The sequence below is a fragment of the Stenotrophomonas sp. YJH_SMC_27 genome (genome assembly GCF_059369815.1).
Map to the genome: position 1 here is coordinate 478,155 of NZ_JCAFTA010000002.1, position 19,169 is coordinate 497,323.

The following is a 19,169-nucleotide window of genomic DNA, read 5'->3' on the forward strand; positions in this document are numbered from 1 at the left end:
AACAGACCCGACGGGCGCGGACGCCCGCCAGGCCGGATCCGGACCTCAATCCATTCGGGCCGGCTTGTCGCGGTAATGGTTGGGGTTGAACACCCACATGCCATCGTGTTCCTGCACGTTGCGGACTTTCAGCTTGAACATCAGGCGCAGGCCCAACAGGCGGAAGATCATTTCGTCACGCTTGGCCATCTGCCGCATGATGAAGACCGCCACCGGAATGGTGAGCAGGAACCAGAAGTTCGTGTACATGCTGAGCAGCAGCAAGCCACCTGCCACCATGAAAAATGGCAGATAGGGCACGCCCAGGAACATCGCTGGGCGCGTGCAGCCGCGGAACACGACGTTCTTATGCACTGTAGTACTGGATCACATGGTTGATCAGGTAGGAGGTGCTGGTGCCACCACCACACTTGCCGTCGCTACCATCACCCAGCAGCATGCGCGCGATCTGGCCCGCAGCGCCGATCAGCACGCCGCCGATCAGAATCGGTGCAACGTCAGCGATGCGCTTGTGCGCGAACGCGATCTGATAACCGGCGAAGATCACCGCGATGGTGACCACGGCGATCGAGGCGATGTTCAGCAGGCCGTTGATGTTGTTGAAGAAGCCGCACACCTTCTTGTCGGTGCCGCCGAAGTCGACGGCACCGTTGGCGAAGACCTGCGGGGCGAACATGGCGCCGACGAAAACCGTGGCCATCAGCAGGGTCTTCAGCGTGCGCTGGGCCTGGACGAGGTCGAGATTGGATCGCTTCATGGATTGATTTCCTTGTTGATGGACTAACACAACTGAATCGGCCAGCCGGGGGACTGGCCGCACCACGACTTCGTCAGAACACGAAGGCCGCATCCCCTGCGGGAATCTGCTGCACCGGTGCGGTCTGCACCGGCGCGTTGTACGAATTGTCGGCACCCGCTACAGGCTGGTTCCGCTCGCTCCAGGGCCGCAGCATCACGGGCCCCTCATTGGTGGCACCGGCAGCGCCCGGCAACTGCTGCGGCATGGCCATCGCCTGCGCAGCACGCTGTTTGGGCAGCTGCTGCGGCATGCCACCGGCCTGTTGCTGGGGATAGGTGGCCTCTTGGTTGGGCTGCGCCTGGGGCTGCATCATCCTGTCCACCGAACCCAGCACCACCTTGGACAGCGCCTGGTCGGCGAGATTCAGCAGACTGCCCCGCGCCATCGCACCGGGGGACGGGTATACGACATAGGCGCGTGCGGGATCTTCCGACGGCACGTACACCGGGCCATTGGACTGTGCAACGATGCGCGCCTGCGCCGGCGAAGCGAGCTGCGGATGATGCTCGACCTTCACTGCACGGCGCTCACCGCGACTGACCACGTCGATCGGTGCGACACCATTGCTGGCGACCTGCTGGCCGCGGCGGATCGAGTCGTAGATCTTCTGCACGTAGCCGTGACGGAAGCCGGTCTCGAAATTGCCCGAGTAGTAACAGCTGAACGACTTGCCCCAGTCACCACCGGAGCGCTTGTAGCACTCGGCGAGAATGCGCGAACCGGCCTGCAGGTTCGGGCACTGCTGGAAGGCCTTCTCGTAGGAATCCAGCCCGTATTTGCCCAGGTTGTAGCGATTGACCTGGGCCAACCCGATCGAGAAGTTGTAGCCCTTCTCTTCCAGCATGCGCACCGTCGCCAGCGCTTCATCCAACGCCTTGGGCTGACGCACCAGTGCACCGCCGACCACGCCGATGGCATACGGGTTGCGCGACGACTCCACGTTGATGACGTGTTGCATCACGTCCATCGAGACGGCCATTTCCGGGCACGCCATCATTTCCAGTCCTGGCAGCATTGGTCAGCCCTCCTGCCCCTGGGCACGCCCAGGATTGAAGTCGATGCCGGTGATGTAGCGCGAGCCGGCATGCGCCTTGATATGCACGACGATGTCGATGGTCATCATCAACAACCGCTTGATCACGTTGAACTCCAGGCCCGAACCTTCGGCTGAAGCCTTCACCATCAGCGCCAGCTGGTCCCAGGTCTGCTCCGGGCTGCCGGCATGGCAGCTGGTGATCGAGCCCGGGTGGCCGGACGCGCAGTTGCGGATGAAGTAGAACGCTTCGTCACCGCGCAGCTCGGCCAGGATGATGCGTTCGGGCTTCATGCGCAGGCAGGCTTCCATGCAGCTCTTGGCCGTCACATTGCTGGTGCTCTGCCCGCCCTTGGAATACAACAGGTGCACCACGTTGGGCTGGGTCAGAAACAGCTCGCGTGCGTCCTCGATGGTGACCAGGCGCTCGTTGTCCGGGATATGGTTGACCAGCGCCTTCATGAAGGTGGTCTTGCCGCTGCCGGTCGCGCCGGATACCACGATGTTCTTGCGGTACATCACCGCACGCCGGAAGAACTCGGCGTACTCTCGCGAATGACGCAGCTCCAGCAGTTCGCGATCCTGCTCGCTGATGCTGCCGTCGCTTTCCAGAATCTGGTTGAAGAAGCCGTCTTCGTGATACTGCGTGAGCGACTTGGTGTGCTTGGAAGGCAAACGGATGGTGATCGACACCTTCCCCGCGTCACAGGCCGGCGGAATCACGAACTGCGCACGCTGGCCGGTGGGGAACGTGAGCGACACCACCGGATCGGCATCGGTGATGCGCTGGCCGGTGTTGCTCTCGTTCACCACTGCCGTGCAGAACTGCCGGGCCCGCTCGAACGTCAGGCTCGGCACCTCCACCCGCTGCCACCCCGCCCGGGTTTCCAGGTACAGCTCGCCGGGACGGTTGATGCAGATTTCCGTCACTTCCGGAGAAGTCATGTACTCGGCGATGCCCAGCACTTCGTACTGATAGCGCAGGAAATCGCTGGAGACGAGGGCGAGGGGGGACACTTCGGCGTCCATGATCGTTCGTTGGGTTACCGGCGGGGGTTCAGCACGTTGGTGAAGTCAACGTCCTTTGCAACGTAGACGTTCACGATCGTGCCCTGGTTGATGGTGACGGTCGGCGGACGACGCTGGCTCAGCGATTCATTGGCCAAGCGCTCCATGGTGCGTGCGGTGGCGCTCTCATAGGGCGACTGGATGGTCATGCCGTTATTCGCCACGGTAGTGGTTTCCGGGCCATGCTCTGCAGCGGCGTACTTGAACGCATCCGCCAGCAGACTGATCATCAGCGCCGAGGCGATACGGCTGCCCCAGTGCGCGCTGTACTGGCCCGGATGCCCGGCGCCGCCCAGCTGATCCACGCCCGGACTGGACATGGCCACGTCGATACCATTCGGCGTAGTGATGCGATCCCAGATCACTTCCACCCGCTTGCCGGTGGGACCGCCGCCATAGGCGCCATAGATCTTGGAGCCCTTCGGCAGCAGAAGATTGCGGCCGTTGATCGAGTACACCGGTTCGGTCAGCAGGCACGAAGTGTAGCCCGCGATATCGGTGATGATGCGGGTTTCCAGCACGCAACGCAGGTAGGTACCCCGCACCAGCAGCGCATCGGGACTGCGGATGTAGCTGGCATTGGACACGTCATCAACATCGGGGCCGCGACGAACCCGGGCCGGCGCTGCATTCTGCTGTCCACCCATCATCTGGGCCTGGAGGCGAAGGGTACGGGTCAGCTCGTCTTCCTGGCCCCCCTGCCCATCACCGCCCGCGCTGTCGCCAGCACCAACGAAGCCGTTCCCCGACGCTCCCATCCGGCGCTCGGCGAGCGTCGGACCCCGCGGGGCTTCGCGCTCGCTCATGCTGAAGGCCGGTTCTGCGCGAGTAGGCCCGGACGGCGGCGGCGGCAGCATCGGAATCGGGTCAACGGGCTGCATCGCCTGAGACGGAACCGGATCCGTCTGCACAGCGTCCGGCAGCGTCGGCGTGGACACACGCGCGACTTCCGGCACTTTCTGTGCAGCGTCCTTGTCATCCTGGCCCTTGCGGAACAGCAGGAAGCCCATGGCCACCAACAGCAACACGATGCCACCGAGGAACAGCAGCGCCTTCCGGTTCAGCCGCTGCTCTTCGGCCGAGCGCAGCTGCGGCGCGGCCGCGTCCAGATCCGGCGCCGGCTCGGCCTGGGCCGTGCCGAAGTAGGGATTCGACGGCGCGTCCGCGGCACCCTGTGCGCCGTACGGGCTCTGGCTCTCGTCGCGTCCATTGTTCGGGTCGTTTCCGGGAGTGTTCTGCTGGCTCATTTCTTCACGTTCCTTCGCAGGCCGACGACGAAGTCGCCGTGGCGGATGACCAGGTACGGGTAGGTCCCGTGCACGATCAGCGTATTGCCTTCAACCGTGGTGTTGACCACAAAGTCTTCACCGTATTCCGTTTCACGACCAAACACGGCCGGGAAGATGCCGGTCTTGTACTCCGGCGAATTCGGCAGTTTCAGGTAGGTGAAACGGCTATCGTCGTAGGCGTTGACCGGGATCAGCCACCCCATCTTCTTCGCCTTGCTGGTCGAATAGGAGTAGTTGAAGTTGTACTGGCGGTCCTTGGCCAGTTCCGAGCTCAACAGCGGTTTGGCCTCTTCCTCCACCGCTTCCTGGGCGACACCGAACACGGTGTCGTTGGGATAGACGAAGGCGATCTTGTACTGCACGCCTGCACGACGGGCCTGCTCCAGCTGGCGCCAGTCGGTGGCCACCACCTTCAGTTCGAAGATGTAGGAATGGGTCTCGGTGCGCACCATCATGTTGGTGTCGACGTCGACGTTCTTCGGCTTGAGGTAGAACACGTTCTCGCGACGGGTCAGTTCCCAGCCGCTGCTGAAGCCGGTGCTGTAGTCGAGGATCTTCTCGTTCGGGCTCAACTCGATCTGGGTGGTCAGGCCCAGGCCGGTGCGAACCGGATAGATGCGGTCCTTCTCGTACTCGTAGTGGTCAACCGCCTGCGCCATCGCCGCTGCTGAGAACAGCAACGACAACATCGACAGCAGCGCCAGCGCGCTTCCCCTGATATTTCGACTACTCATCGGTTGCTTGCTCCATCAGCAGTTCCGGTGGAATTGTTCTGCGCCGGCCTCATGGCCGGCTGTCCGGGCATGGCCTGCCCCGGCATTGCTTGCCCCTGCACCGGCTGACCCGGCATCGGTTGGCCCTGTACAGGCTGTCCCGGCATTGCCTGGCCCGGTACCTGGCCGTTGGCTGGCACCGCGACCGGCTGGCCGGTGGCCGGGTCGATCATGGTGGCTGCGGCCGGATTGTTGGGATCGTAGACACCCTGTGCCTGCTGCGCCGCCTGTGCGGCCTGCTGCGCCTGCGCCTGCATGGCACCGTCATCCGGCACCGGCACGCCACGCGAATAGTCGTTGTCGACGCGGTACTCGGTGACCTGGAAGGCCAGCGGATTGAGGATGCGATCCTGTTCGGACAACGCCAGGTTCTGGTTGTACTCGAAGCGCATCGTCACCAGCTGGTTGTCCAGGTAGGTAGAGACGCCGGTGCGCTTGTCCAGCAGGCTGCGCTGGATGCGCACCGAAGCGCCGCGGAAGCTGCCGTTCGGCTCGGCACCCAATGGCGTGATGCTGAGGATCTTGACCCGGATGGCGCGCTCGCGACCGTACATCACGAACGGGTTCTGCGGATTGTTGCCGGCATAGCGGACACGCATGGACTGCGCCACCGGATCGGTGGACATCACGAACACCAGTTCCCAGTCACGCAGGCCCATCACCGCCGAGTCATACGATTCGCGCGCGAGCACGTACTGGGCGACGTTGCTGCGATTGATCGCTTCGTTGGTGGTGATCGTCTCGCCCTGGAAGGTGCCACTCAACCGCGCGACGGTCGCCGTACCCGTGTAGGCATCGGCCATCACCAGGAACGGCACCTTTTCCTTCAGCGGCAGCATGTAGTAGTAGCCGCCCGCCAGTGCGAGCGACATCAGCAATGAGCCTGTGGCGACCCACCATGCACGCCGCTCGCTGCGGCGTGCCATGTCGGCCACGGTGATCTCGTAGCTGACCGCCTTGGCGACCGACTGCTCGACCTTGGGGCTATTGCCGGGATCCTTCTTGCGGAACATGGATTCTTCCGTACTGCTGAAACATCAATGGGCGTGGCACCCCTGCGACAGGCGCGGGGAGCGGCACGTTCGATGATTTCGAGGTGGACTCAGGTGCCGCTGTTGGAATCAGCGCCCTGCGCCGACGCGGTCGGCGTCGAGCCAGCGCTCTGCACAACGATCTGGTTGCCAACGATGGAGACCGAGATACCCTGCGCCGAATAGGCCGATGTCAGATCGATCACGGCCTGCTGCGCGTTGGTCGTATCGATCTTCGAGACCGCGCCATACAGGGTGAAATCCGAGCTGAGGCGGTAGTCCAGCGTGCGCCCGGAATCCTTGGCCCAGCGCTCGAGCATGGCTTTGAGCGTGCCATCCATCGGCGAGGCCTGGTAGACGTAGCTGGAGTACAGCGGAATTTCGGTCGTTGTCGCAGCAAAGCGGTTGACCGGCTTCCAGCGGCCTCCGAAATCGGGAGCGGACTTGGTGGCGCAACCGGCCACCATCAACGCCGCCACTGCGGCGATGGACATTTTCGCGATAAACGCCTGATTCATACGGGCTTCACTTTGACGTACGAAAAAGCAGTCCCGAGCATTGGTCCCCTGGTCGTCCGGCGCTGCATCGCGCACGCCGGAATCAGAGGGATGCGCTGCGTGCGGCACACCCACTCCGGCTCCCCTGCAGCCAACGGCTGCCAACCAAGTTGCGGGGCCGCCGGACATAGCCGACAACCCACCCGCATACCTCACCAACGTCGAAACCATCCTTGTTTCCATGGCACAAACTCCTGGCCACCCTACTGCCACATCTTTGACATCCAGCACACATTTCTGGACGACAGACATAGGGTCGCACAACCACGCGTCAATTCCATGTCAGACAAGTCTGAAAATCTATGAACAAATGCCGAATTCTTGACTTACCTCACGTTTTCACTTCAGTGAATATGAATCCAAGTCACAAATTTAGCGTCGTGAATTAGACGTTAAGCATCGGAACATCGACCTTCGGCAGCAGTCTGGACGTGAAATAGCGATCCTTGTAATAGCGGATCTTGTCGCATTTCACCGGATGCGGTATGCCTTCGTAGAGGAACACTTCCTTGTCGGGCCCCATCGCCTTCAGCTCCTGCGGCAGCATCAGTGCACGCCGCTCTTCGGTGAAGTTGTGGGTCTTCTCTCTGGCATGCGTGACGTTCTTCTTGCGCACCGTGGTGTAGCCCAGCATGTCCGAATAGTCGTTGGCATCCTGCTGCTCACGCGGCGCGTACAGGATCTGCAGGGCATGGTTGGTGATGATCGTGCGCGAGACTTCGCGGCCGTATGTGGCATCGAGCTGGGCCATGCTCTGGATGATCGGCAGCAGGCGGATGTTGTAGCCAGCCATGTAGGACACCGCCGAGGCGATGATCTCGACTTTGCCGATCGAGGTGAATTCGTCCATCAGCAGCAGGCACTGGTACTTCAGGTCCGGGTTGGACCTGGGCAGTTCCTTGGTATTGAGGTTGATCAGCTGGCTGAAGAACAGGTTGATGATCAGCCGGCTCTCGGCCAGCTTGTTCGGCTGGATGCCGATGTAGATGGTCATCTTCTTCTTGCGGACGTCGGTCAGCAGGAAATCGTTGCTGCTGGTGGCCTTGTCCAGCACCGGGTTGATCCAGGGGTTCAGCGGCTCCTTGAAGGTGCCCAGGATCGAGGCGAAGGTCTCGTCCGCCTGCGACAGCATGTTGGCGAAGGCCGAACGTGCGTTGGCACTGAGGAACGGCCGCTCCGACAGGGTCTTGAGGTACTTCTTCAGGTCGGTCCCGTCGCCGGAGGACAACCGATACACCGCGCCGAGCGTGGGCGTGCCGGCGCCCCCCGGGAAACCGCTGCTGCGCTCGTCGTCCCAGTTCTCGAACAGGTACAGGGTGAAGGCCATGAACGCGTTGCGCGCCTGGCTGACCCAGAACTTCTGGTCCTCGGCCCCATCCGGATACAGCATCGCAGCGATGCTCATCAGGTCCGAGACGCGGAACGCCGGATCGTCGGAGACGTAGCTGAGCGGATTCCAGCGATGCGTTCGCCGGTCCTCGGCGAAAGGATTGAACAGGTAGATTTCCTGACCCTGGCTGGCGCGCCAGCCGCTGGTCAGGTCGAAGTTTTCCTGCTTGATGTCCAGCACCACCAGCGATTCGCCGTACTCCAGCAGGTTCGGGATGACCACGCCCACGCCTTTGCCCGAGCGGGTGGGCGCGGCCAGGATGACGAACTGCTGGCCATCCAGGCGCACCAGCTTGCCACCATGGCTGCCGACCACGATGCTCTGGCCAGTCTTCTTGAACATGCCATGCCTGGCCAGGTCGGCGCCGGTGGCAAAGCGTGCATCGCCGTGCAGCGAGCGCTTGTCCTTCTTCAGCAGCAGCACCAGGCCGGTCACCACCAATACCAGCAGCGGCAGGCCGAAGCCCACGTAGCCGGCCCATCGGATCTTGCCAACGAAGGGCGCGACCTGTGGCTGGTCCAGCGCGTTGAAGTACTGGTAGTAGGTGTTCCAGGTGAACAGCTTGGTATCCAGGCCCAGGAACAGCAGCGTCAGGTAGCCGGAAAACACGAAACCAAGCAGCAGGGTCGCCAGCGTGATGATGGCGATGAGCAGATACTTCTTACTGGGCAACACCCGAATCCTCCATGATGCGCACGAGGGCGCGACGGCCTAGCGGCGGCGCCAGCGCGACGCCTTTTTCCGCAGGTGATTTTCGTTCTCCAGCCCGGGCTCTTCGCCCTCTTCACGCACCCGTTGCAACAGCAACTGGCGCGCTTCGGCCAGCGATACCAGGTCGGTCAGACGATCCCCATCGTCGGCGACGACCGCATGGCCGACCACATCGCCCGGAGCGTACACCGGCTCGTGGGACACCGCTACCAGCTGGTAGCGGCCACGGGTTTCCAGCACATGCCTGAATTCCTGCATCGAACTCCTCCTCCTCGGGGCGACGCCGCGCCCCTGCCCAGCCATCATGCCCATCGCAGTGTCATCGCCGCATCGACAACCGCTCCTGCTTTTGCGCGAAACTGTGCGCCGATATCCAACGAGACCGATATGGACTGGGTAGCACTTGCCCGCACCCTGGCCACCGAGGCGCACGCCGGCCAGATGGACAAGGCCGGCCAGCCTTACATCGGCCATGTGGCACGGGTGGCGGCTGCGGTGCGCGGCGACGATGACGCCGAAGTGGTGGCGTGGCTGCATGATGTGGCCGAGGACTGCCCGGCGTTTGCCGCACGCATCGAGGCATTCCCCGCCCCGCTGCGCGAGGCGTTGCACCTGCTCAAGCGCGCCGCGGCCCCCGACGCGGACAGCTACTACGCGCGCATTGCCGCGCACCGCTGGCACTGAAGGTGAAGCGGGCCGATCTGGATGACAACGCCGATCCGCAGCGCCTGGCGATGCTCGACACGGCGACGGCCGGGCGCCTGCGCGGCAAGTACGCGCACGCCCGGGCAGCGCTGGGCATCTGACCAGGCCGCACGGACAGCGGGGGGCGGCGTGTCACTGATCGAACGCTGATTTACCTGAGCGCTGCTGCCCTTGTTGCGGTGCAGCAGTACAATGGGGGGCTCCCCCGCCCCGTCGCGCCCCCGCATGAGCCCCACCTCTTCCCTGGCTGCGCGGCTGACGCCCCGTCAGCGCACCCTGATCATCCTCGCCCTGTCTCTGGGTGGCTTCGCCATCGGGACCAGCGAGTTCGCCAGCATGGGCCTGATGCTGGAGATCAGTCGCGGCTTGTCGATCTCCGAAACGCAGGTCGGTCACCTGATCAGCGCCTATGCCATCGGCGTTGTCGTCGGTGCGCCGATCCTCGCCTTCGTGGGTGCCAGCTTCCCGCGCCGCAAGCTCTTGTTGGCGCTGATGGGCTTCTACGCGGTGGGCAACCTCGCCAGCGCGCTGGCACCCAATTACGGCACCATGCTGGCGGCACGCTTCGTCGCCGGCCTCCCGCATGGCGCCTACTTCGGCGTTGCGATGCTGGTGGCCGCGGCGATCAGCCCTGCCGGCCAGCGCGGCCAGGCGATGTCGCGGGTGCTGCTGGGCCTGTCGATCGCAATCCTGGTCGGCAACCCGCTGACCACCTGGCTGGGCCAGCAGCTGAGCTGGCGCACCGCCTTTGCCCTGGTCAGCGTGCTGGCCATCGCCACCGTGGCGATGATCGCCCGCTTCCTGCTGCCGGATCCGGACGAGGTGCGCACCTCGCCGATGCGCGAACTGCGCGCCTTCAACACGTCCCAGGTGTGGCTGGCGTTGGCAATCGGCGCAGTCGGCTTCGCTGGCATGTTCTGCGTGTTCACTTACCTGGCTCCGACCCTGGTGCAGGTCACCGGCGTGGCCGAATCGTGGATGCCGCTGGCGGTGGGCGTGTTCGGCATCGGCGCGATCATCGGCAACATCGCCGGTGGCTGGCTGGTGGACAGGTTCCACTTCAAGGCCGCCGCCGTGGTCCTGCTGTGGTCGATCCTGATGCTGCTGCTGTATCCGCTGGCCGCGCAGTCCGTGTGGACGATCGGCCCGATGATCATCACCGTCGGCACCATGGGCGCGCTGGCGGCAGTGCTGCAGACCCGCCTGATGGACGTGGCCGGTGAAGCACAGACGCTGGCGGCCGCCTCCAACCACGCCGCGTTCAATACCGCCAATGCGCTCGGCCCCTGGCTGGGCGGCATGGCGATCAGCGCCGGCTTCAGCCCGGCCAGCACCGGCTATGTCGGTGCGGCCACTGCCATTGGCGGCCTGCTGCTGTGGTGCGTGGCGGTGTCACTGGACAGGAAGCGTAAGGCCGCCGTCGCCGGCAGCCACTGAAGAACCGGCATTCACAGGCAAGTGCATGCCAGCGCCTTGACCAGCACGGCGCTTCGTACCGGCAGCACCTGCAATCTGCCGAGGGGTGTTCCACCAAGGATGCTCGACCACGCGCTTCGGGTGCAATGAACACATTTCGTGGATGTGCCTTTGGGCAAAGTGCAGCCGACGCCCCTCGGCCTGCACCGGACCCGCAATGCGCCACCACCGCGTTCCTGCCCACCACGATGCCATTGCCTTGCAGGCCGGCATGCTGGGCAGTGTGCTGGGCGTGGCGCTGTTCAAGGCCATCGCGTTATCTGCATTGGCGGCCGGATCGGTGATGGCCATCGGGCTGTGGCTGGTGGCCTGCGCGCTGCTGGCTGCATGGGCGCTGGCCGCCTATCTGGCGTGCCTGGCGCTGAGCCGGCGTGTGTTCGTGCTGATGCTGGTGCTGTGCACGGTACTGATGATCTGCATCGCCTGAGCCGGCAGGGCGGGACTTCTTCTGCCGCCTTCATTGTCCTGCGGGACCCGCTGCAACAAGGGCGTGGAGTGTGATCAAGCGAGCGCGACGGCTGTGACAAGCCGTGGGACCTGATTGGAAAGGATCCCTGAAAAGGAACCGCTCCCCATTGCCGCGCCTGTCTTGATCGTGTCCATGCATCTGGCTGACTGCGCCATCACGGCCAACGCGCGACGATGCGATTTCCCAACCTCCCTGCCCTGTCGAGATCCAGATGCCGGACACTGCCCATCCTGTCATTCGCGCATTCGAGGCCGTGTTCGATCTGTCCGGCGGCGTGCAGCGCATCACTGCGCTCACTGTTACCTGCCGGCATTGCTCCTCGACCAGTTCGGCCAGCGAAGACAATCTGGTTCACCTTCCGGGTGGAGCACTGTTCCGCTGCGACGAGTGCGGCTGCCACCAACCGGTCAGCCACGCCAGGCTGTCGGATTGGCAACCGACCTCGTTGCTGGGCATCTGAGGGCCGGCTCATGGGCATGACGGCGCAACAGCGGGAGATCCTGGAGGCAATCGCCGCTGCGCAGCCGGTGCGCGGCGACGCGGCGACGTGGGCAGTCAACGCGGGTTTGGCGGTACAGGCGGAAGACGGGGATATCGATCTCACCGACGCCGGCCGCGACGCCCTGGCCGCGCTAGCGGGACGCAAGGACTAGACGCGCCGATCAGGCCGCCTTCGCGCCCTCCGTGCGGCGCAGTCCGCGGGCGTAGTGAGCAGCGCGCGGCGCCGCGATAGCAGCAACCTGCTGGACACAGGCGCAACGCTGCCCCATCTACCGCAAAGTGGCGATGCCCTTCATGCCGGTGTGTGCAGGGCGCCATGACACGCGCTCGGCTATGCTGCGCCACCTTCCTGCGCCATCGGCGGCCATGCATCCTTTTCCCCTGCCTGTCTCTGCACCCGATCAGCTCGCCTACCGACTGCTGCAGGACAGCGACTGGGCCCGCTCGGCCAATGCTGCCAGCGCCCCCGCCGAGCTTCGCACGTTGCTGGCGATGATCCTGGATTCGCCCGAACCCCTCTGGCTCGCCTGGGGCAAGGAAGACAAGGCCTTCTTCTTCAATGATGCCTACCTGCCCTTGCTGGGAGGAAAGCTGCACGGCGCGATGGGCAACCGCCTGGAGGATGTCTGGGCCGATGTGTGGCCGGACGTTGCGCAGGCGGTCAACGATGCCTTTGCCGGCACCAGCCGCAGCTTCAAGAACCTGCCATTGATGATGGATCGCGACGGCTCGATGCGCGAAACATTCTGGACGTTCTCCTATTCACCGCTGCGCGTCGGCTGCGGCAGTGTGGCCGGCATCCTGTGCGTGGTGAGCGAGCAGACCGAACGGGTGATCGAGCGCGACCTGCACAGCCGGCAGGTCGCGGCGATCACCGAGCAGGCGCGGGAAGCCCACCTGGAACTGGTACGCGCCCGCGAGCAGCTGCGCCAGTCGCAGAAGCTGGAGGCGATCGGCCAGCTTACCGGCGGCGTGGCGCACGACTTCAACAACCTGTTGCAGGTCATCACCGGTTCGGTGGACATGCTCCTGCACACGTGGCCGGCAGATGACAACCGACGCCGCTACATCCAGGCCATTGCAGCAGCATCGGACCGCGCCACCAAGCTGACCGCGCAACTCCTTGCATTTTCGCGCCGCCAGAGCCTGTCGCCGGAGGTCTTCGATCTGTGCGAAAGCGTGCGCGCGCTCTCGGATATCATCACCACGGTTCTGGGCGCGCGCATCCAGGTATCGTTGTCGTTGCCCAGTACGCCGTTGCCGGTGCTGCTGGACCGGACCCAACTCGACACCGCATTGATCAACATCGCGGTCAACGCCCGCGATGCGATCGACGGGCACGGCAGGGTGACCATCGAAGTGGAGCAGGTCACTGCGGTGCCTTCGGTGCGCTTCGCCGCCCCGATGAAGGGCGACTTTGCTGCCATCAGTGTCACCGATACCGGCGCAGGCATCGACCCTGCAGTGGTCGACCGCATCTTCGAGCCCTTCTTCACCACCAAGAGCGTCGGTGCCGGGACCGGGCTCGGTCTCAGCCAGGTGTTCGGTTTCGTCAAGCAGTCCGAAGGCGAGGTGGACGTGCAGAGCCAGGCGGGCGCCGGTAGCCGCTTTACGCTGTACCTGCCGCTGGCGCAGGCACGAAAAACGACGGAACGGCCGGCGGCGCAATCGGGGCTGCAGCATGGCCACGGCGTCTGCGTGCTCGTGGTGGAAGACAACGTCGACGTGGCCGAATTTGCGGTTGGCGCCCTGCGCGAGCTCGATTACAGCGTGATGCTTGCGCGCAATGCAGACGAGGCCTTGGCGGAGCTGGAACGGGATGCCTCGCGCTTCCACGTGGTGTTCAGCGACGTCGTGATGCCGGGCATGAACGGCCTGGATCTGGCCCGCACCATCCGCGACCGCCTGCCAGAGCTCCCCATCATCCTCACCAGCGGCTACAGCGAGTTGCTTGCCCGGGATCCGGGCCACGGCTTTACCCTGCTGCGCAAGCCTTACTCGTTGAAGCAGCTGGCCTCGGTAATGACCGAGGCCGCGCGCCGCGCGCAGGCCGTGGTGGCATCGCCCTAGCGGGCGCGTTGCTGAAGCGAACCGAATCCGCGTTCCAGTGAGGACTCCAGCGCGGACGCTTTGTCGCCGACCTCGCACCGCTGATGGCACGTGGGGGGCCGTACCGGTGTGCGGGTGGCTTTGCCGGGCACACCGTACACCCACCCGAGCCTGCGTCTCCACAGCGCACCAGGGGGGATGGGCCACGAACCTTTGCAAATGCTAATCTTTCTCATTTGCAGCCCATCCTGACTCCCTCATGCCCCTTCCCGCCCTTCTGAAGAACGCGCTCTGCGCGGCGCTGTCCCTTTCCCTGGCGACGCCTGCACTGGCCTCCGAGGCCTCCGCTGATGCCCCGAAGGATCTGGACAAAGTGGAAGTCCGCGGCCGCGCGCAGACCCTGTACCGCGCCAACGATGCCGCTGTCGGCACCCGCACTGACACGCCTCTGGAGCAGGTACCGCAGTCGATCCAGGTCGTGCCGCGCGAGCTGATCGACGACCAGGCCGCGCGTCAGGTCACCGACCTGTATCGCAGCATCAGCGGCATCAGCTTCTTCAGCTATGCCGGCGTCACCCTGCGCGGGTTCCGCCAGGAAAACGTGCTCTACGACGGCCTGCGCGGCGATCCCTATGCAGGCTTCTCGGTGCCGCAACTGTTCAACATCGAACGCGTGGAAGTGCTGAAGGGCCCGGCCGGTGCGCTGTACGGCGGTGGTGATGCGGGCGGTGTCATCAACTACGTGACGCGCAAGCCCAAGGCCACCGCCGAACGCCGCATCGAACTGCAGGCAGGCGACAAGGACTTCCGCGCCGGATCGATAGAAGGCACCGGCCCGCTGAATGCCAGCGGGAGCATCCGCTATCGCGCCGGCCTGTATGCCGACAGCGAGCAGGGCGTGCGCTGGAACGCCGACAGCGAAAGCGTGATCGGCGATGCATCACTGGCCTTCGACGTTGGCCAGACCGGCGAGCTGGTGCTGCAGTTCACCGACATCACCCAGAACCTGGGCGGCAACCGGCTCCGGGGCGTCCCAGTGAACGATGCCGGCACCTTCCTGACCGACCGGCGATGGAACCACAACGAGGCCAGTGATTTCCTCGACATGCGCGCCAGGGTGGCGCTGGCGCAGTATCGCTTCGCACCGCTCGATACGCTGGACGTGGATATTGCTGCGCGCTGGTTCAGCAACAACGAGCACCAGATGTACCACGAACCGATGGGGCTGATCGACCGTGACCGCGATGGCGTGGCCGAGTGGATGACGCGCCAGCTGCGCAACCAGATCCGCGACAACGAGGCGTTCACCGCCAGCGGCAATGCCGTATGGCGGATCAACACCGGCCGTATCGAACACAAGGTGCTGTTCGGCGCCGACGTCTACCAGCTCGACGCCGACTTCACCGCGCAGACCGCCAACAGTGCCGACCTGGCACGCGGCGCCGGTCCGGTGCGCGGCATCGATCTGTTCAACCCGGTCTATGGCGCCAGCACCTGGCACGACTACAACCTGGTCGCCCTGCCCTGGCGCAGCACCGCCACCCGCAGCAAGCGTTACGGTGGCTATCTGCAGGATGAGCTGGCACTGGGCACGCGCTGGCATGTGCTGGCCGGACTGCGTTGGGATGGTTTCCAGGACGACGATCGCATCACTGGTGGCAGCGTGGATGGCAACGACCTCAGCTGGCGGCTGGGCAGTACCTTTACCGTCCGGGACGGCGTGAACCTGTATGCCAACATCGCCAGCGGCTTCGTGCCGCAGAGTGCCGCCAACCAGAATCCGGCAGCCGGTGGGCCCTTCGACGCTGAGCGCAGCAGGCAATGGGAAATCGGCCTGAAATCCCTGCTGGCCGACCGTGTGACCCTGAACATGGCGGCCTACCGCATCGACCGCAGCAAGATCGTGCAGGCCACCGGCGAAGTGCGGGACGGCGTGAACCAGCTGGCCGCGCTGGGCCTGGTACGCAGCACGGGCATGGAACTGGACCTGCTGGCCGACGTGACCGAGCGCTGGGTGGTGAACCTGACCTACGCCTACAACGACGCACGGGTGAAGGATGCCGGCCCGAACGGCATCACCAATGCCTCCGGAGACCGCTTCGCGAATGCGCCACGCAACAAGCTCGGCCTGTGGACGCGCTACGACCTGCCGTCGATCAATTCGGCCATTGGCTTCGGCGCCGACCATGTGGGCCAGCGTGTCAGCCTGGATGGGCAGACGGTCAAGGCTTATACGGCGTTCGACATGAGCTGGAAGACCACGTGGAAGCAGTGGCAGTTCCAGGCCAACGTCAAGAACCTGTTCGACAAGGTGTACGCGGCCAGCGGCTTCATCGAGCGCAACGGGCATTTCCCGGGCGAGCCGCGACGGGTGTATGTGCAGGCGGCCTACCGCTTCTGAGCCATTCCTCCGGTCCCCCTTTTAGGAATTCAGGCGAGCCGCGGGGCGGGCCGCGCATGCGCCCCCGATTCAGGTATGCTTTCGCGCGTTCAGCCACACCAGCAGGTCGCCGGCGGCAAAGCACGCGGTGCAGCACGGACGTTGCGGACGAGCACGAGACACACCATGGATGTTTCAGCGTAACCACAGGGGAAAATGGATGAAGAAGTTTCTGTTCGCAGCGATCCTCGCTGTGTCGCTGGTGGGCTGCACCACCAATCCGCCGCTCAATTTCTCGGTGCCGAACGTCGGGGTCAGCAGCAAGAAGATCGACGGTGAGCTGAAGTCGCTGACGGTCACACTGGCACGCCCGGACGAGGCCAAAGGCAAGATCCCGGCGCAGGCCCAGCACGAAGTGCCGCAGATGTGGCAGAACGCGCTGACCGAAGCACTGAACAAGATGGCGGTGTTCCGCGACGATGCACCGGTGAAGCTGAGCCTGTCGGTGAAGATCCTGGCCATTGACATTCCCAGTTTCGGGGCATCGATGACCACAAAGACGATCGCCCGTTATGAGCTGATCGATCGTGCCACCGGCAGCATCGTCTACACCCAGGACGTCAGCGCTTCCGGCGAGGTGCCGTTCAACTATGCATTTGCCGGTGTCATTCGCGCTCGCGAATCCATCAGCCGCTCGGCGCAGAACAACATCGCCCAGTTCCTGCAGGCGCTGGAGACCGTGGACATCACCAAGCCGATGTTCCCCAACAAGCAGGAAGCGCCGTGAGACGCCCGTTGCTGACCGCTTCGGTGGCGGCAATGCTGACGGCCTGCGCACCCAACGTGCGCACCGACAGTTACTCCATCGGCTCGGTGGGACAGGTCAACCGCACGGTGGGCGGTACGGTCATCAGCGTTCGCGCGGTCAGTATCGACGGTTCGCAGGGAGGCGGAGCCGTTGCCGGCGCTGCGGCTGGCGGGGTGGCCGGCTCCACCATCGGCGGCAGCGACCAGGCAGCGGCCATCGGCGCCATTGGCGGCCTGGTGGCAGGCGCGATTGCCGGTGCGGCCTCTGAACGCGCACTCTCCCAGGCCAAGGGCCTGGAGTACGTGGTGCAGACGGAGAACGGCAATCTGATGACCGTTGTGCAGGGCCCGGACCCGGTGTTCAGCACCGGCACGCGGGTCTTGGTGCTGTATGGATCCCCCTCGCGGATCATTGCCGATCCGCGTCAACCGAAAGCTGCTCCGTAGTACCCGTGGTGCCCCTCCTGCCAGGGGCATCGCTCCAGCCGCTACGGGTGGTGTCATTCAACCCATCCGTATTGCGTGTAAGCGCGAGCGCATCCGGCCGGAATGCGCCGCCGCAGTGGAACCGGAAGTGTCTTCAACCCTGGCAATCGCCTTCCGTACTTCCATGGCCGCGATAGGTTTCTCCCCACTCGCGCATGGCCAGCAGCACCGGCACCAGCGTGCGGCCGAACTCGGACAGCTCGTATTCCACCTTCGGCGGCACTTCCGGGTACACGTGGCGGATCACAACGCCATCTGCTTCCAGTTCACGCAGCTGGCTGGTGAGCATGGACTGGGTGGCATTGGGCACCCGCCGGGTCAGCTCCATGAAACGCCGCTTGCCGGTCATCAGGTGAAACAGAATGATCGGCTTCCACACGCCACCGATGACCGACAGCGTGACTTCCACCGCGCAACCACTCTTGCCGTCCCACCGTTTGCTACGCATGCATACTCCGGAAAACCATAGTACCTACGGAAAATCGTCGTTCTTGTTGCGATAGAGGCGCGAGCCTAGCATGGCCCCATCCCGTGAATGTGAGGCCATCCATGACGTTCAAAGCACTGCTGACCCGCAAGACGAACAACCAGCTCTCGACCGAGCTGGTCGATTTCGACGAGGCCGACCTGATGGACGGCGACGTCCTGGTACAGGTCGAGTACTCCACGCTCAACTACAAGGATGCGCTTGCCCTCACCGGCAAGAGTCCGATCATCCGGACGTTTTCGCTCATTCCCGGCATCGATCTGGCAGGCGTAGTGCTGGAATCCAGCAGGGCCAACTTCAAGCCAGGCGATCGCGTCGTGCTCAATGGCTGGGACCTGAGCATGGGCCACCACGGCGGCCTGGCCCAGCGCGCGCGCGTGCGGGGCGAGTGGCTCAACCGGATTCCCGACAACCTGACAACCCGCGACGCCATGGCCATCGGCACCGCTGGCTACACCGCGATGCTGTGCGTGCTGGCCCTGGAACATGCCGGGGTGGCGCCTGCACAGGGCGATGTGCTGGTCACCGGCGCCAACGGCGGCGTCGGCTCGATCGCGGTGGCGATCCTCTCGAAGCTGGGCTACCGCGTGGTGGCCGCCACCGGGCGACCGGAGCACGCCGACTATCTGCACAACCTGGGTGCGGCCGAGATCATCGATCGTGCGCAGCTTTCGGAGCCGCGCGAGCGGCCGGTGAGTGCCGAGCGCTGGGCCGGCGTGGTGGATGTGGCCGGCGGCACGACGCTGGTCAATGCCATCGCCGAAACGAAGTACCGCGGTGCCGTGGCCGCCTGTGGCCTGGCCCAGAGCGATGCGCTGCACGGCTCGGTGCTGCCCTTCATCCTGCGCAATGTGACCCTTGCTGGCATCGATTCGGTGAATGCGCCACAAGAGGTTCGCCAGCGCGCCTGGGATCGGCTCGCGACCGACCTGGATCCGCGGAAGCTGGAAAGCACCGTGCAGCAGATCGGCCTGGCAGAGGTGCTGGATGTCTATGAGCAGATCATCCCCGGCAAGGTGCGCGGCCGCATCGTCGTGGATGTGAACGCCTGACGCCTGTCGCGCTGGCGAGGGTGCAATGCCATCGCTGGCGCGCGTGTGCGAGTGACCGGAAACGCAGCGTGCCATGCCAAGCCGCCTTATCATGGGTCGGCAAGGG

At 64.3% G+C, this 19,169-nt stretch carries 21 protein-coding genes; 10 read left to right on the forward strand and 11 right to left on the reverse strand.

Annotated features, from left to right (window positions below; genetic code table 11):
* Positions 1-45: 45 nt before the first annotated feature.
* The 10 genes from AC5P7R_RS05755 to AC5P7R_RS05800 form a co-directional block, all read right to left on the reverse strand.
* Positions 46-354: a VirB3 family type IV secretion system protein gene (locus AC5P7R_RS05755; protein WP_019660289.1), complete on the reverse strand. Its 309-nt coding sequence runs from the start codon at positions 352-354 to the stop codon at positions 46-48.
* Positions 347-757 carry a TrbC/VirB2 family protein gene (locus tag AC5P7R_RS05760; RefSeq protein WP_058981388.1) on the reverse strand — a complete coding sequence of 137 codons (411 nt, stop codon included), beginning with the start codon at positions 755-757 and terminating at the stop codon, positions 347-349. Before AC5P7R_RS05760 ends, AC5P7R_RS05755 begins: the two co-directional genes overlap by 8 nt.
* 73 nt (positions 758-830) lie before the next feature.
* Positions 831-1,814, reverse strand: coding sequence for a lytic transglycosylase domain-containing protein (locus AC5P7R_RS05765; RefSeq protein ID WP_171952776.1), 984 nt, complete (start codon positions 1,812-1,814; stop codon positions 831-833).
* A gap of 3 nt (positions 1,815-1,817) precedes the next feature.
* Positions 1,818-2,861, reverse strand: coding sequence for a P-type DNA transfer ATPase VirB11 (gene virB11, locus AC5P7R_RS05770; protein ID WP_019660292.1), 1,044 nt, complete (start codon positions 2,859-2,861; stop codon positions 1,818-1,820).
* Positions 2,862-2,875: 14 nt separating this feature from the next.
* Positions 2,876-4,147, reverse strand: coding sequence for a TrbI/VirB10 family protein (locus AC5P7R_RS05775; RefSeq protein WP_019660293.1), 1,272 nt, complete (start codon positions 4,145-4,147; stop codon positions 2,876-2,878).
* Positions 4,144-4,923 (reverse strand): TrbG/VirB9 family P-type conjugative transfer protein, encoded by a 780-nt coding sequence (locus tag AC5P7R_RS05780; RefSeq protein ID WP_021202792.1) that lies wholly within the window; start codon positions 4,921-4,923, stop codon positions 4,144-4,146. The genes AC5P7R_RS05775 and AC5P7R_RS05780 overlap by 4 nt, the downstream gene beginning before the upstream one ends.
* Complete coding sequence (locus AC5P7R_RS05785; protein WP_019660295.1) at positions 4,920-5,975, reverse strand: VirB8 family type IV secretion system protein; 1,056 nt, start codon at positions 5,973-5,975, stop codon at positions 4,920-4,922. Before AC5P7R_RS05785 ends, AC5P7R_RS05780 begins: the two co-directional genes overlap by 4 nt.
* A gap of 89 nt (positions 5,976-6,064) precedes the next feature.
* The gene (locus AC5P7R_RS05790) at positions 6,065-6,511 is read right to left on the reverse strand and encodes a hypothetical protein (RefSeq protein WP_021202791.1); all 447 of its coding nucleotides are present in this window, start codon (positions 6,509-6,511) and stop codon (positions 6,065-6,067) included.
* Positions 6,512-6,935: 424 nt separating this feature from the next.
* Complete coding sequence (locus AC5P7R_RS05795) at positions 6,936-8,615, reverse strand: type IV secretory system conjugative DNA transfer family protein (protein ID WP_019660297.1); 1,680 nt, start codon at positions 8,613-8,615, stop codon at positions 6,936-6,938.
* Positions 8,616-8,651: 36 nt separating this feature from the next.
* Complete coding sequence (locus tag AC5P7R_RS05800; protein WP_019660298.1) at positions 8,652-8,909, reverse strand: hypothetical protein; 258 nt, start codon at positions 8,907-8,909, stop codon at positions 8,652-8,654.
* Positions 8,910-9,038: 129 nt separating this feature from the next.
* On the opposite strand from AC5P7R_RS05800, the gene AC5P7R_RS05805 reads away from it, so the two are divergent.
* The 9 genes from AC5P7R_RS05805 (at position 9,039) to AC5P7R_RS05845 (ending at position 17,485) form a co-directional block, all read left to right on the forward strand.
* Complete coding sequence (locus AC5P7R_RS05805; RefSeq protein ID WP_239502473.1) at positions 9,039-9,335, forward strand: hypothetical protein; 297 nt, start codon at positions 9,039-9,041, stop codon at positions 9,333-9,335.
* Positions 9,336-9,581: 246 nt separating this feature from the next.
* On the forward strand, positions 9,582-10,793 hold the full coding sequence (locus AC5P7R_RS05810; RefSeq protein ID WP_019660299.1) for an MFS transporter: 1,212 nt from the start codon (positions 9,582-9,584) through the stop codon (positions 10,791-10,793).
* 196 nt (positions 10,794-10,989) lie between these two features.
* On the forward strand, positions 10,990-11,259 hold the full coding sequence (locus AC5P7R_RS05815) for a hypothetical protein (protein WP_019660300.1): 270 nt from the start codon (positions 10,990-10,992) through the stop codon (positions 11,257-11,259).
* Positions 11,260-11,512: 253 nt separating this feature from the next.
* Positions 11,513-11,761, forward strand: a complete 249-nt coding sequence (locus tag AC5P7R_RS05820) for a hypothetical protein (protein ID WP_019660301.1) — start codon at positions 11,513-11,515, stop codon at positions 11,759-11,761.
* A 10-nt stretch (positions 11,762-11,771) separates the two neighbouring features.
* The gene (locus AC5P7R_RS05825) at positions 11,772-11,954 is read left to right on the forward strand and encodes a hypothetical protein (protein WP_134730813.1); all 183 of its coding nucleotides are present in this window, start codon (positions 11,772-11,774) and stop codon (positions 11,952-11,954) included.
* 214 nt (positions 11,955-12,168) lie between these two features.
* Positions 12,169-13,872 carry an ATP-binding protein gene (locus AC5P7R_RS05830; protein ID WP_478435905.1) on the forward strand — a complete coding sequence of 568 codons (1,704 nt, stop codon included), beginning with the start codon at positions 12,169-12,171 and terminating at the stop codon, positions 13,870-13,872.
* Between the two features lie 238 nt (positions 13,873-14,110).
* Complete coding sequence (locus tag AC5P7R_RS05835; RefSeq protein WP_134730817.1) at positions 14,111-16,252, forward strand: TonB-dependent receptor; 2,142 nt, start codon at positions 14,111-14,113, stop codon at positions 16,250-16,252.
* A gap of 199 nt (positions 16,253-16,451) precedes the next feature.
* Positions 16,452-17,018, forward strand: a complete 567-nt coding sequence (locus AC5P7R_RS05840; RefSeq protein ID WP_019660305.1) for a putative periplasmic lipoprotein — start codon at positions 16,452-16,454, stop codon at positions 17,016-17,018.
* Positions 17,015-17,485 (forward strand): outer membrane lipoprotein, encoded by a 471-nt coding sequence (locus AC5P7R_RS05845; RefSeq protein ID WP_251101753.1) that lies wholly within the window; start codon positions 17,015-17,017, stop codon positions 17,483-17,485. The genes AC5P7R_RS05840 and AC5P7R_RS05845 overlap by 4 nt, the downstream gene beginning before the upstream one ends.
* A gap of 133 nt (positions 17,486-17,618) precedes the next feature.
* Here the strand turns inward: AC5P7R_RS05845 and AC5P7R_RS05850 are convergent, their stop codons facing one another.
* Positions 17,619-17,972 carry a winged helix-turn-helix transcriptional regulator gene (locus AC5P7R_RS05850; RefSeq protein WP_019660307.1) on the reverse strand — a complete coding sequence of 118 codons (354 nt, stop codon included), beginning with the start codon at positions 17,970-17,972 and terminating at the stop codon, positions 17,619-17,621.
* 101 nt (positions 17,973-18,073) lie between these two features.
* Between AC5P7R_RS05850 and acuI the strand changes: the two genes are divergently transcribed.
* Positions 18,074-19,063, forward strand: a complete 990-nt coding sequence (acuI, locus tag AC5P7R_RS05855) for an acrylyl-CoA reductase (NADPH) (protein WP_478435907.1) — start codon at positions 18,074-18,076, stop codon at positions 19,061-19,063.
* The last annotated feature ends 106 nt before the right edge of the window (positions 19,064-19,169 follow it).

What these genes read in the sequence shown, in the direction of transcription:
- AC5P7R_RS05850 (WP_019660307.1), bottom strand. Translation starts at nt 17,972, where the DNA reads ATGCGTAGCAAACGGTGGGACGGCAAGAGTGGTTGCGCGGTGGAAGTC.
- AC5P7R_RS05820 (WP_019660301.1), top strand. Translation starts at nt 11,513, where the DNA reads ATGCCGGACACTGCCCATCCTGTCATTCGCGCATTCGAGGCCGTGTTC.
- AC5P7R_RS05805 (WP_239502473.1), top strand. Translation starts at nt 9,039, where the DNA reads ATGGACTGGGTAGCACTTGCCCGCACCCTGGCCACCGAGGCGCACGCC.
- AC5P7R_RS05790 (WP_021202791.1), bottom strand. Translation starts at nt 6,511, where the DNA reads ATGAATCAGGCGTTTATCGCGAAAATGTCCATCGCCGCAGTGGCGGCG.
- AC5P7R_RS05765 (WP_171952776.1), bottom strand. Translation starts at nt 1,814, where the DNA reads ATGCTGCCAGGACTGGAAATGATGGCGTGCCCGGAAATGGCCGTCTCG.
- AC5P7R_RS05825 (WP_134730813.1), top strand. Translation starts at nt 11,772, where the DNA reads ATGGGCATGACGGCGCAACAGCGGGAGATCCTGGAGGCAATCGCCGCT.
- acuI (WP_478435907.1), top strand. Translation starts at nt 18,074, where the DNA reads ATGACGTTCAAAGCACTGCTGACCCGCAAGACGAACAACCAGCTCTCG.
- AC5P7R_RS05840 (WP_019660305.1), top strand. Translation starts at nt 16,452, where the DNA reads ATGAAGAAGTTTCTGTTCGCAGCGATCCTCGCTGTGTCGCTGGTGGGC.
- AC5P7R_RS05780 (WP_021202792.1), bottom strand. Translation starts at nt 4,923, where the DNA reads ATGAGTAGTCGAAATATCAGGGGAAGCGCGCTGGCGCTGCTGTCGATG.
- AC5P7R_RS05835 (WP_134730817.1), top strand. Translation starts at nt 14,111, where the DNA reads ATGCCCCTTCCCGCCCTTCTGAAGAACGCGCTCTGCGCGGCGCTGTCC.
- AC5P7R_RS05775 (WP_019660293.1), bottom strand. Translation starts at nt 4,147, where the DNA reads ATGAGCCAGCAGAACACTCCCGGAAACGACCCGAACAATGGACGCGAC.
- virB11 (WP_019660292.1), bottom strand. Translation starts at nt 2,861, where the DNA reads ATGGACGCCGAAGTGTCCCCCCTCGCCCTCGTCTCCAGCGATTTCCTG.
- AC5P7R_RS05785 (WP_019660295.1), bottom strand. Translation starts at nt 5,975, where the DNA reads ATGTTCCGCAAGAAGGATCCCGGCAATAGCCCCAAGGTCGAGCAGTCG.
- AC5P7R_RS05800 (WP_019660298.1), bottom strand. Translation starts at nt 8,909, where the DNA reads ATGCAGGAATTCAGGCATGTGCTGGAAACCCGTGGCCGCTACCAGCTG.
- AC5P7R_RS05815 (WP_019660300.1), top strand. Translation starts at nt 10,990, where the DNA reads ATGCGCCACCACCGCGTTCCTGCCCACCACGATGCCATTGCCTTGCAG.
- AC5P7R_RS05810 (WP_019660299.1), top strand. Translation starts at nt 9,582, where the DNA reads ATGAGCCCCACCTCTTCCCTGGCTGCGCGGCTGACGCCCCGTCAGCGC.
- AC5P7R_RS05760 (WP_058981388.1), bottom strand. Translation starts at nt 757, where the DNA reads ATGAAGCGATCCAATCTCGACCTCGTCCAGGCCCAGCGCACGCTGAAG.
- AC5P7R_RS05830 (WP_478435905.1), top strand. Translation starts at nt 12,169, where the DNA reads ATGCATCCTTTTCCCCTGCCTGTCTCTGCACCCGATCAGCTCGCCTAC.